Raw genomic sequence first — 12,653 nt, forward strand, 5'->3', positions numbered from 1 at the left:
GCTGCTCTTTTCACAAATAGTGTTTTCTAACTAACCGTGTCGAAAATAATCCGTTTTTTACATCTAGTCACTAACTTACAAAGTCGTAACAAAATATTCGCCATTCTTGAAACCTAGCAAGAGTGTAGCGTTAACCTTTGTTTCACTTGCTCTGATAGTTCACCGCTTTTAATAAATACCTTAAATGAAAGTTGTTGAAAGATATAACCCCTTCGTTGTGTTGATTTTGCTATTTGGGTACTGTAGTCTTTCTATACAATAAGGTCGTAGATTCTGATTCGCTATACGCTTTAGCGGTATCAGCAGTCCGAGGTTGGAGAGTACTATGCAGTTCACTATTTCTGGTCGAGAAAAGGTGTTTAATCTTGATGAAAGTATTAGCTCTTATCTAAAGCGAGTCTATACCCACGTTCCTTTAGCGCAAGTAGAAAGCATCTTTGCTTTTACCGAACGCTCAACACTTTATGGTGGCCGTCCATTTCATCGTCCACAATTATTAGCAAAAGATATCGAGCAAATGTATCAGCTTGGTATAGGTTATCGAATTCCGCTTACTAATAACTTTGTTACACGGGAAGAATATGAAACCAATGTCTGCTTTTTGGAAAAATATCACCGTAAAGGTAATTCAGTCATACTGGTTAATGACGACTTAGCTGGCTGGATCCGAAAGGATTTTCCTAAATATCGTATTGAAGCAAGTATTATAAAAAGTATCGATAATACGCGGCGCTTAGACAAAGCATTAGAAATTTACGATACCGTTGTTTTACCTACTTCTCTCAACGAAAACCTAGAATTTTTAGATAACATTGAATGTAAGCAACGCATTACGTTATTTGCTTTTGCAGGCTGTGGCATTAATTGTCCATCGAAAATTTGCTATCCGTCAATGTCAAAATTTAATAAATATAATGGTCATACACAAATCGACTGCTCTCAGCCAACCAAGGCGAGAGAAAGTCGTGGTCGAGTAAAGTTCGACTTATCGCGATATACGCAAATGGGGTTTAATCGTTTCAAAATGATCGAGCCTTTAGGGGCTGTTCGACGCAAACCCGCAGTTGCAAAGCGTATTAGCTAATATGCTTTCAGAACATTTAATAATAATAGTAAAGTGAAAAGTTAAATAAGCTAAATATTGCTTATTACCGGTATTGAAATAGCATGAATTTTTATCATCTATAGTGTTATAAATAATTTAACTTACCTTTGTAATATCTGTTTCTTACTGTAAGTTACTGAATTTATGCTTATTTATCAGTTATGTTATTTGTTTTCTTGAATGTTTTAATTTTAAGAAAACGCTAGTTTTCAAAAATAAAGATGAATTAAATAAAAGATAATCAAAGCTTTCGTTTTATTTCATTGACATTGTTTATTTGGCACTCTATAGTTGTTTTTGTGGTGATTTACTTTCATATTCTTTCATAGTTGAGTGATTTGCCTCTAACGTTCGGTTGTAAAATCGATACACAAGAAATAATAAAAGAATAGAGTTGAATACAAATTAAGCTAGGGGGCTTAAAATGAAAACACTTGGTAAAAGCATTGATTCACGTTTTAAGATAAGTAAGGTTGCACTGGCAACAAGTGCTGTTCTTATTGGGTCTTTAACGGTCTCTCAAGCATATGCAGAAGAACAAGCAGCAGAAAAAATAGAAGTTATTGAAGTGACAGGTATACGCAGTAGTATTATTGCTGGCCTAGATCTAAAAAGAAATTCAGAAAATATTGTTGATGCGGTATCTTCTGAAGACATAGGTAAATTCCCAGACGCTAACTTAGCAGAGTCGTTACAGCGTATTCCGGAAGTATCGATTGACCGTGACGGTGGTGAAGGTCGTTATGTAACTATTCGTGGTTTAGGGCCAGAATTTAACCAAGTATTATTAAATGGTCGTAAACTGGCAAGCTCTGAAGCAACTCGTGCTTTTAGTTTCGATACTATCGCCTCAGACTTAGTCAGTGAAATGCTAGTGTATAAAACACAAAATGCTAGTTTAACTGAAGGTGGGTTAGGTGGCACAATCGATGTTCGCACTGCACGCCCACTTGACCAAGACGGTTTAGTTATTTCAGGTACCTTAAAAAGCTTATACGAAGATCAAGCTGATACTTATAATCCGCAAGGCTCATTTTTAATTAGCAATACCTTTTTAGACGGTAAAGTGGGCGCGCTATTTTCAGCAACGTATCAGTCGCGTGAAAATAGAACCTATACTGTCGATAATAGCGGTATTGTTACTGGCGGTATCTTCTTAGAAGCATCACCTAATGCCTACGGCGGCAATTACTATTCTTATTCTAACTTAGAATACACACCTGCTTATTCACCAGTAGAATTAAACCGCAGCGTTGTTGAAGAAGACCGTAATCGTTTAGGTTTAAGTGGTGTACTTCAGTTTCGTCCTAATGATCAACTAGACATTACCGTTGATTATTTATACTCAAAATTCCAAGCTGACAAAACTATTCATACCAAAAGTAACTGGTTATCGGGTATCGATGCACCAGGTGAAGACATTTTAGGTTGGTATGGCGACTTTATCGCGGCATCTCAAACGGAAGTAGACGCTAATGGCGTAGTTACACAAATGTCGCGTAACTCTTGGACAACATCAACCGCATTTAACCGCGAAGATGAATACCGTGATACGGAAACGCAAATGTTTGGTATTAATGTTGATTACATGATTAACGAAGATACTAAGCTTGTTGTTGATGCAGCTTGGTCTAACGCGATTGATGACAACCAAGGCCGCAATACGCGCAGAAGTATGTTAGTTAGGGGGGTTAACGGTTATGTGGTTAATACCAATGCTGACGTTCCTTATATTGTTAATGGTGGTAACTCTCACATCGCTGGCACTGAAGGTATTGAAGGTGATATGGTCTTCGGCCGTAACTGGGATTCAGGTAACGATATTGAAGCAGAAAACTTCCAAGTAAGTGCTGATTTAACCTTTAGTCATATCGAAGATTGGACCATTCGCACCGGTGTTATTTTTGAGTCGAGCAAAAAAAGCAATGCCGAATATGATACACCTGAAGATCTTCAAAGGTTGTATCAAAGATCGTCGAGCAGAAACCGAAGAGGTATGCCATTTCCTGAAGGCGTACTTGATTTAGTTACCGACGGTATATTAACGGTAGATTCCGCTGATTTAGGGCAGCCGAGCAGTGATAATAACGATATGTATATTATCAATGTTGATGCTTTTACTGACTTTATCAGTAACCCAAATACGGCGTTGGATAACCTAACAGGAAATGATGCTATCGGTACAAACGCGACTAATACTCGACGATATGACGCTATGATAGCTAATGGCGGTTTTGGCGCAGCTCTAACTGGTAACTCGTTTGAAGTGGAAGAAGAAGTAACCTCTTTCTATCTAGAAGGCGCATACAGCTTTATGCTAGGCGATATGGAAGGTGAGTTCATTGGTGGCTTGCGTTATACCCATACCGACTTAACTACACTTGGTTATTCAAGAATTTTAACTGACCTTTCGCCTACAACTTGTGATGGCGAAAATGTGCCAGCTGAAAGGGTTTGTTATGAGCCTGAATATGCGGATCCAAATGGCCCAGACGGCTTAACCAGAACTTCGTTAAAAAGCTCATACGATGACGTACTCCCATCAATTACGATGAACCTAAATCTAACAGATGACATTATTCTACGTTTGGCAACATCGCAATCGATGACACGCCCATACTTAGAAGATTTAGCGCCAAAGTTTGACGTTGTAGGTCAGCCAACCGATATTTCACGTGTTGCCAAAAGTAATAACGAAGACTTAACACCGTATAAATCGACTAACCTTGATGCGTCACTTGAGTGGTATTTTGCCGAAGGTAGCATGGCATCGGTTGCGGCTTATCATAAAACTATTGAAGATTATGTTGCCAAAGAAAGTGTGCCAAATGTGGTTATTGATACTGTTGAAACCGAAGAGTTCCAAGAGTTTACGGTAACACGTCCATCAAACGCGCAAGACATTAAAGTAAGCGGTATTAGCTTTAACTTACAACAAACCTTTGATATGGGGCTAGGTTATCAGTTTAACTACACTTGGGTTGATACCGATACCGATTTTGATCCAGACACATTTGATGATACTCAAGTTGCCCTACCTGGTTTAGGCGATACCTTAAACTTAGTGGGCTTTTACGAGCAAGGACCATTTGCAGCACGTATTGCGTATAACTACCGCAAAGAATTCTTAAGCGATGCACAATACTTAAGCGGTTTAGCTTGGGGTGATGAGTTTAATGAGCCGGTATTTACTGACGACTACGATCAAGTTGATGCACGTGTAAGCTACGAAATTATGGATAATATCGTGGTGTTTGTTGAAGGTGTTAATTTAACCGAGTCGACCTTGAGTCAACACGGTCGATACGATAATATCTTTGTAAGCTATGAAGACTTTGGTAAACGCTATGTTCTTGGTCTTTCAGGAAAATTTTAACAAAATTATCCTAAATACTTAGATAGATAAAATATAGGGGACACGTTCCCCTATATTTTTCAAAGAGGTAATCGTATGTATTTTAATGGGCAATTTAAATTGCTAGGCAAGTGCGACATTGCTGAGCTAAAAACATTAGTTGACTCAATAACAACTGCCCAGTGGCAGGCTCATAATGAACGACAAAAAACCTTTGACGTGCATAGCCATACCAAAACTATTCCGCTTATTTTTGATGCCGACTTTCGTCATCGCTTTCCAACCACATTGCCAGCACTTGAACAATTTCAGCAAGCATTAGCGCCGGTTATGCAAACCATTGTTGAACACTTTAAATCAATCACTATTATCACCCGTGGTGACAGACCCAACCCAGTTGCTAAGGGGTATTTTGTTCGTTTGATTTTAGTTAAATTAGCGCCACACAGTGAAATAGATGAGCATACCGACAATGGCTTTTCACTGAGTCGCGTACACCGTATACATTTACCTATTATCACCAATGAACACGTCGAATTTACCGTTGACGATGTGACAAAAAATTTGCAAGCGGGTGAGCTATGGGAAATCAATAATCGTGGTACTCACGGCGTTAAAAACTTATCAGAGCAGGCGCGCGTGCATTTTATTTTTGACTTTGTTATTCCGGGCGAAGTTGTCGAAGATCCGCTTAGCGGCACCTTGTTCGCATAAATGGTGCTTATGAATATTTCGTGTAACGACACCATAGAACATACCAAAGACCTCGCACAACAAGTGCAGGCATTGTTACAACATAAAAATTTCAGCCAAGCAAAAAAACTTGTACAGCCGTTAATTGAACAGCAACCAGAAAGCAGTACAGGTTATTTGTTAATGGCAAAAATACATGCCGCTAGCGGTTCATTTGAAGCACAAATAGAATCACTTGATCAGGCGCTGCATTTATCTGCTCATTCAAGCGAAATATTAGCAGACATAGCACAGGCGTATTTAAACTTATGCCAACTAAAAAATGCCTATCACTTTGCCAACTTAGCGTTAGATGCGCAGCCAAATAACGCTGAGCTACTGCAAAAAATAGCCAATATTTATAATAAATTAGGCAAGTATGAGCAGGCGATACCTGTGCTTGAACAAGCCATAGTCAAAAACAGCAATAATTATCAGCTTTATTATGCTCTTGGCAGTTCGCTTACTTTGTGTGGAAAAATAGCCCCAGCTATTAGTGCTTACCAACAAGCATTAACGCTTAATCCAAATGCTGGTGTTGTTTACGCAGCGTTAAGCAAGGCGCGCACAGCCAATAGTCAAAACAACAATGTAGAGCAACTGCGCACGTTAGCCAAAGCCGAAACCGATGCTAAAATCGCCATTAGTATTTATCATGGTCTTGCTAAAGAACTTGACGATTTAGGCCTATATAGCGAAGCATTTAAAGCGCTAAGCAAAGGGAAAAATCGTTTACGTGCCGTTTGCCGCCATCAACCTAAAAATGGCGCAAAAATTATTCGCGGTTTAACGGCGCTTTATCAAAACTTTGGGCAAGAAATTAATGCAGCGACTGAGGCTACAAATGCGAGTGACGCTGCGCCTATTTTTGTTACCGGTATGCCAAGAACTGGCACCACCATTGTCGAGAGAATACTCACCAATCATCAAGACGTTGCCACTATAGGCGAGTCAATTGAGTTAAGTTTATTGCTTAAGCAGCAATGCCAGCAAAAATACGCCGGTTTAATTGAGCCAGAGGTATTAGCCAAGTCATGGTCTACCATTAATTTTGAGCAACTAGGGCGTGATTATATTGATAACATCGGCTTTCTTTGCGATAGCAAACAACGCTTTGTTGATAAGTTACCGTTAAATATTTTAATGGCGGGCGTTATTTTACGTGCTTTGCCAAAAGCAAAAATTGTCTGCTTAGTGCGTGACCCATTTGATACTATTATTGGTAATTATCGACAGAATTTTGAACAAGCCAGCGGCACGTATGCGCATACCCTCGATTTGCATGCACTCGCTGATTATGTCTATGAATTTAGAATGCTTGTTGCAAGTTTACAGCAGCAATTTCCAGCGCGATTTATGGCGGTTGAATATGAAAGCTTGGTTGAAAATCCTGAGCTTGAAGCGAAAAAACTGTTTGAATTTTGCCAATTAAGCTGGCAGCCAACATGCTTAGCCATTAATAAAAATAGTGCGCCCGTTGGCACAGCAAGTGCGGCGCAAGTACAACAGCCAATTCATACAAAAGCTATTGGTCATTCACGCCATTATTTGTTTTGCTTACAAGATGTTAAAGCCGCATGGCAAGCCAAGGAAAATACTATCGAACCCTCAGCTCAGCTGCCCGAACTCTATTACCAAGCGCAAACACTGTTTCAGCAACAAAAATACCATCAGGCTGAAGAAATGATGGAGCGCTTAATCGCGCAAGAAGCCGAACATGTGCGTTATTATCAATTAATGGCGCAAATTAAAGAGATGCGCGGTTCATACCAAGAGCAAATTAACAATTTACACCAAGCATTAGTCTTAACACCGGACGTTGGTGAGTACTTAATCACAATTGCTTTTGCACATCTAAATTTGGGGCAATTTGAACAGGCAATCGTTCATGCCGATTTAGCCGCTAAAGACAGTAATAATAGTGCAGAAATATTGAGTTTAATTTCCAAGCTTTATAGTAAATTGGGCATTTACGATCAAGCAGCGCAGGTGCTAGAACAGGCAGTTAAGTTAAATAGCCAAGATGCTAAGCTTTATTACCGTTTAGGCGGCGCCTTAACCTTATGTGGCAAAATAAAAGCGGCCGTTGCGGCTTATCAACAATCAATAGCGCTGGAGCCGAACGACCCATTAGTTTATGCCGCGTTAAGTAAAGCTCGAAAAGCAACAGAAACCGACAATAATATCGAACAGCTACAGGCATTAGTGGTAAAACATCGCAACCCGTGGACCGCTATTAACGTTTATCATGGTTTGGCAAAAGAGTTAGATGATTTAGGGCGATATGAAGAGGCCTATAAAACCTTAACCCGAGGTAAAAAAAGGCTTCGTTCGGTGTGTGCGTTTAATCCCTTTAGTGGCGCAGAAAATATCAAGGCATTGAGCGCTTTATATTGCGACCGAGCTAACGAGATAAACACCGCTAACTCGAATAGCGCTGCTAGCACAGGAAATGACAGCGCGCCTATTTTTATCACAGGTATGCCACGCACGGGAACAACAGTGATTGAGCGCATGTTAACTAATCATGATGAGGTGATCACCGTCGGCGAGCGTTTTCAATTGAGTGCGCTATTAAAGCAACATTGCCAACGCGGTTTTGCTGGGTTAGTCGATGCTCAGGTGCTTAAAGAAGTGTGGTCAACTATCGACTTTGCCAAACTTGGTGATGACTATATTAAGAGTGTTGACTACCTTTCACACGGTAGTCATCGATTTGTTGATAAATTGCCCCTGAATATTTTACTGACTGGGGTGATTTTACGCGCCTTGCCCAAGGCAAAAGTGATTTGCTTACTGCGCGACCCACTCGATACCATTATTGGCAATTATCGCCAAGTATTTGAACAGGCAAGTGGCGCTTATGCGCATACGCTAGATTTAGATGCTTTAGCTAATTTTGTTTATGAATTTAGACAGTTAGTTAAAACACTGAAGCAGCAATTCCCACAACGTTTTATGGTAGTGCATTATGAAGATGTGGTTGAACAGCCCGCCGCGCAAGGGCAAAAGCTATTTGAATTTTGTCAGTTAACCTGGCACGAGCGTTATTTAGCTATTCATAAAAATAAAGCGCCGGTTGGCACCGCAAGTGCTGCGCAGGTGCAAGAGCCTATTCATAAAAAGTCGTTAGGGAAATCTCATCATTATCAGTTTTGTTTGACGCAAATTAAGCAAGCGTTTGCTAGCGCACAAGAGGTGTAGTTGATGATTGTTTGTAATAAATTCGTATTTTTACATTTGCATAAATCAGGAGGTACCTTTGTTAATCAAATGATGGCGGCGTGCATCCCGTATGCTAGGCAAATTGGCTATCATTTTCCATATCATGAGCTACCTTGTAGTTTTAGACGCTTACCTGTGGTTGGTACGGTGAGAAATCCGTGGGACTATTATGTTTCTTGGTATCACTTTCAGGCGCAAATGAAACAGCCGCACCCACTTTTTATGTGCGTAAGTGACAACAAACGCTTAGGGTTTGAACAAACTATTCTAAATTTATTAAAGCTGGGTCAAGATGAGTCTTTATTTACGCAATATCATCAACAATTGCCGAACAAGTTTATGACCCAAGGGATCAATTTAACTAAGCAGTGTTTGTTGGCGCATAAAGATAGCGACAAAGGGTTTTATAGCTTTTTGTACGAGCGGCTATATCATGGCGCATCCGCACCGATTATCATCAAAATGGAAGGATTACGTGATGGCTTAAATAGTTTGATTGAGCAATTACAATTGCAGCCAGAGCAACGAATACGCGCCTTTTTGCGTGATGTACCAAAACTGAATACAAGCGTGCACAATAACTATCAATCATATTATTCAAACTCATTAAAACAAGCTGTAGCAAAAGCTGATGCTACCACTATAAATCAGCATAATTATGTTTTTTAGCTACACAAATATTTGAGAATTTAACTGGGGAAATATTGCTATGTCTAATGAAAATTATCAATCAATTTGCGCAACTGCTCACGCTGATATGCGCATTAAAGCAAACGTGGGTTGTACGCACCTTGCGGCGCTTAATAACTCTGCTGTACTGGCCGAAGAAGTGGCTGAAATGTCGGGCAGCTGCCCGGTGGTATTTTTACAAAACGAAGAAGCAGGGAGTTTTCAGTTATCAGCACTTTTTGCCTTGTTACCCGATGAAAATTTATTCATCGATAAGCAGGGAAATTGGACCGGAACCTATATTCCGGTGGGGCTTAACTTAGACCCTTTTGCCGTTTTTGTCGGCGCTGAAAAAGAAAGTGACCGCATGAAAATTCGCAAAGACTCGTCGCGTTTATCAACATCTGAAGGTGAAAAGTTATTTGAAAACGGCCAAGAAAGTGCGTATTTAACAGACATAAAAGCACAGCTTGAAACGGTTATTGATGCGTCAGTGCAAACGGAACGATTTATTCAAAACTTGGTTAATCGCAACTTATTGTCGCAATTTGCTATTAAAATTGAAGGTTTGCCAGAAGGGCCAAAAGTCATTAACGGCTTATATACCATCAATACGGACGAGTTTGCCTATCTAACCAATGAAGATGTCTTAATGTTTCATGAAATGCATTATTGGGGGCCTATTTACGCCATTCAACATTCAATGAAGCAGTTTAAAAAATTAGTACAGCTTCACAATATTCGTCATCCTGGCGTTAAAATTAAATTGACGCTACATATTGATAAAGAAGACGCTGAATAACCAATTTACGCTCAAAATATGTACCGTTTAATGTACTAAGACCTGAGTGCTTTGGCGCTCAGTCTTGGTTTCGGTAATGGGCTTCAGTAATAGGCGTCAGTCATTGGTTTTAATGTTGCTTTTTCGTCTTTTTAGTTTTTTTAGATATAGCTTTTAGCGCGTGTTTTTAGTACTAGCTTTCAATGTTAGTACCGAACTTTTTTGTATGTTATCAATAAAAGTCTGTTTGTTGTTGTGTTAATTAAACAATAACAAGGTAATAGATCCTCCCTTTCATCAACCTTTAATTTTTACTCTGTATAAAATAAAAATTATTTCGTTTTATATTTCGATTATTTAATTGAAATTTCTCAAGTTTTGTTTTTATGTTTATTTCTTACTATGTCTTTCGTATTTGATTGTCTTGACTTTCAATTCTTTTCGTTATAGCTTTTGTATGAAATTCATACATTTCATTAGCTTTGAAACTATTTAGCAAAAAGAAAGAAATGGTGAATTAAAAAGGCTGCGATTTACATGCCTTATAGGACGGAAAGAAGTCATTAGGGATAAAAGAAGAAGGTAAAGCTGACCGTTTTATTTTCTACCATAAAAATTAATTATAAATAGGAATCATGATGACAAGAAAAATCGTAATGTTGGCTTATACCGTTTTAGCGGTGATGTCAGCTAATGTATTGGCCGCCAATACCGCCCATAAACTTTGGGACGTACAAGACAAAGACGTTAGACGAGCAGTATGGTTATGGAACTCGGTTGAAGCGACCCGTTATAACCAAATTCCAGGTAATGAAAGTTCGAGTGATCGCAACCGTTATTGGGATATGGCTGATCCTGCAAACCCACAGCCTCATGAAAAAGTCTCTGAACGTTTTTGGGATAACTATAAAGGCATTCAAGATTTACTACTTGATTATTATGCCAATAAATCAATAAACACCGTCTATTTATCTCATATGATCTGGCAATACAACCCAGAGCTGCAAGCAGGGGAAATTCCACGTCCAGACGATTTGGCGGCATTTGTCCGTAAGGCGAATGCAAAAAATATCAAAGTATGGGGACTGTTTTACTTATGGGATACTTGGTATGACGAAAATGGCAATAAACAAGTAAGTCTAGATTACATGGGCGATCATGAAAACGGTGAGCACATTAGCGTGGCAGAAACGATCATGGATGCCGTTGGTCGATATAACCAAGCCTATCCAGATGCGGGCCTTGTAGGTGTGCAAAATGACCAAGAACCAAAATCATTAGATTTATTAGTCCCTTTGATTGAGTTTGCCCAAGCAGCAACTGATCGTTCAAAGCAGTGGAACGCAAGCTTAACTTCACAAGGTGCTCGTCCATTTATATTCTCGCAAACCTACCGCAGTGCTTATATTAAAACCCAGAAAGTTACTTTTAATGGCGTTAGAAAATTTGCCTCGGAGCATTTGTTAGATGTTTCTGATCATGCCGCTTTTATGGACTACACCGACAATGCATCGAAATTTAAAGGTGATGGTGAGTTACTACTTGCGCAAGCCGATGCTGCCTCAGGAGATAAGCGCGTAGTACTTGGCACTGAAGTGAACGATTTACATGATGCATGGCCAGACTCAGAATATGAAACTTGGTATGAAGAAATTGAAGCTGAAGGCAATAACACCCGCTTTAATGAGTTTGAAGCTGCAATGGACAATGCCGAAAGCTCATTCATGACTTATGACTCGTACGAGCGTATAGCGATTCATTCTTCTCTAGGTTACTTCAAGCATTGGTTTAGAGGCGATGCGCCAAATGACATTGCTGACGAACACGATAGTGCGGGTACGACATGGAATCCAAGTGTGGTTGACTTAACGCAAGATGCTTCACCTTGGGCAACTGATGTAGATGGCTATTTACCGGGTGAAAACCCTGGTAGCGGTGGCGGAAGTGGCAGTTCAAATTTATTCTCGGATGACTTTGAAAATGGCTCGTTAGTCACTGGTGGTTGGACAAATGCTGGTAGTGGTGTCACAGAAATCGCTTTAGCCGCGTCATACAACAGTACCTATGGCGCACGTGTTAAAAATGGTGCAATTTTAACGAAAACACTATCAACGCTTGGTTATGACAATGTCAGTATCAGCTATGATCGTAACACCTTAAACTTTGCCGGCAGTGAAAACTTAACGGTGCAATGGTCTGTAGACGGCAGTAATTGGACAACGTTAGAAGTTACTCAAAGCAGCAGCTGGGCAAATAAGCAGTTTAACTTGCCGTCTGCTGCCAATAATCAAACACAATTAACCATTCAATTTGCCACTAACGGCAATCGCAATGCTGAAAAAGCCTTTATTGATAATGTGATTGTCAGCGCTGAAGTAGCCGAAGGCGAACCAACACCAGAACTACTTACAAATAAAGGTTTTGAAGATGGTAATACCTTCTGGCAATACTGGATAGCCAATCGTGTTAGCAATAATGCCAGAACGGGCAGTTACGCCGGTGAAGTATCTTCAGGTGGAGATATTAAAGCGACGGTTACCGGTTTGAAAGCGAATACAACTTACACTTTAAGTGCTTATCTAAAAACCTCAGGAAAAATTGGTTTATATGTTCGAAATTACGGTGGGACTAAGTTATCAACCACCACCACATCTTCGGGCTATACCAAGAAAAGCTTAACCTTTACTACCGGCGCAACTGATACATCAGCAGAGATTTATGTCTATGGCGCATCAGGCACTAGCTATGTCGATGACTGGGACTTAGTTGAGCAATAAAAAGTCGAG

Annotated in this window: 7 protein-coding genes; all 7 read left to right on the forward strand. The window is 39.8% G+C overall.

Translation table 11 applies throughout. The features are described from left to right. Positions 1-325 precede the first annotated feature (325 nt). The 7 genes from ACRRSQ_RS00135 to ACRRSQ_RS00165 all read left to right on the forward strand — a co-directional run bounded on the left by ACRRSQ_RS00135 (position 326) and on the right by ACRRSQ_RS00165 (position 12,644). The gene (locus tag ACRRSQ_RS00135) at positions 326-1,084 is read left to right on the forward strand and encodes a hypothetical protein (protein WP_440873660.1); all 759 of its coding nucleotides are present in this window, start codon (positions 326-328) and stop codon (positions 1,082-1,084) included. A gap of 445 nt (positions 1,085-1,529) precedes the next feature. Continuing rightward, positions 1,530-4,481, forward strand: coding sequence for a TonB-dependent receptor (locus ACRRSQ_RS00140; protein ID WP_440873661.1), 2,952 nt, complete (start codon positions 1,530-1,532; stop codon positions 4,479-4,481). 75 nt (positions 4,482-4,556) lie between these two features. After that, positions 4,557-5,174: an aspartyl/asparaginyl beta-hydroxylase domain-containing protein gene (locus tag ACRRSQ_RS00145; RefSeq protein WP_440873662.1), complete on the forward strand. Its 618-nt coding sequence runs from the start codon at positions 4,557-4,559 to the stop codon at positions 5,172-5,174. 9 nt (positions 5,175-5,183) lie between these two features. After that, positions 5,184-8,396, forward strand: coding sequence for a sulfotransferase (locus ACRRSQ_RS00150; protein ID WP_440873663.1), 3,213 nt, complete (start codon positions 5,184-5,186; stop codon positions 8,394-8,396). 3 nt (positions 8,397-8,399) lie between these two features. Beyond that, entirely contained in the window at positions 8,400-9,086 is a 687-nt protein-coding gene (locus tag ACRRSQ_RS00155; RefSeq protein WP_440873664.1) for a sulfotransferase domain-containing protein, read from the forward strand. Between the two features lie 40 nt (positions 9,087-9,126). Further along, positions 9,127-9,888 carry a SapC family protein gene (locus tag ACRRSQ_RS00160; RefSeq protein WP_440873665.1) on the forward strand — a complete coding sequence of 254 codons (762 nt, stop codon included), beginning with the start codon at positions 9,127-9,129 and terminating at the stop codon, positions 9,886-9,888. Between the two features lie 617 nt (positions 9,889-10,505). After that, complete coding sequence (locus ACRRSQ_RS00165) at positions 10,506-12,644, forward strand: carbohydrate binding domain-containing protein (RefSeq protein ID WP_440873666.1); 2,139 nt, start codon at positions 10,506-10,508, stop codon at positions 12,642-12,644. Positions 12,645-12,653 lie beyond the last annotated feature (9 nt).

Source organism: Thalassotalea sp. PLHSN55 (genome assembly GCF_052030545.1).
In the GTDB taxonomy this organism is placed as follows: Bacteria; Pseudomonadota; Gammaproteobacteria; order Enterobacterales; family Alteromonadaceae; genus CANMXU01.

Excerpts from the sequence above, each read along its gene's own strand:
- ACRRSQ_RS00135 (WP_440873660.1), top strand. The coding sequence starts at position 326 with ATGCAGTTCACTATTTCTGGTCGAGAAAAGGTGTTTAATCTTGATGAA.
- ACRRSQ_RS00140 (WP_440873661.1), top strand. The coding sequence starts at position 1,530 with ATGAAAACACTTGGTAAAAGCATTGATTCACGTTTTAAGATAAGTAAG.
- ACRRSQ_RS00145 (WP_440873662.1), top strand. The coding sequence starts at position 4,557 with ATGTATTTTAATGGGCAATTTAAATTGCTAGGCAAGTGCGACATTGCT.
- ACRRSQ_RS00150 (WP_440873663.1), top strand. The coding sequence starts at position 5,184 with ATGAATATTTCGTGTAACGACACCATAGAACATACCAAAGACCTCGCA.
- ACRRSQ_RS00155 (WP_440873664.1), top strand. The coding sequence starts at position 8,400 with ATGATTGTTTGTAATAAATTCGTATTTTTACATTTGCATAAATCAGGA.
- ACRRSQ_RS00160 (WP_440873665.1), top strand. The coding sequence starts at position 9,127 with ATGTCTAATGAAAATTATCAATCAATTTGCGCAACTGCTCACGCTGAT.
- ACRRSQ_RS00165 (WP_440873666.1), top strand. The coding sequence starts at position 10,506 with ATGACAAGAAAAATCGTAATGTTGGCTTATACCGTTTTAGCGGTGATG.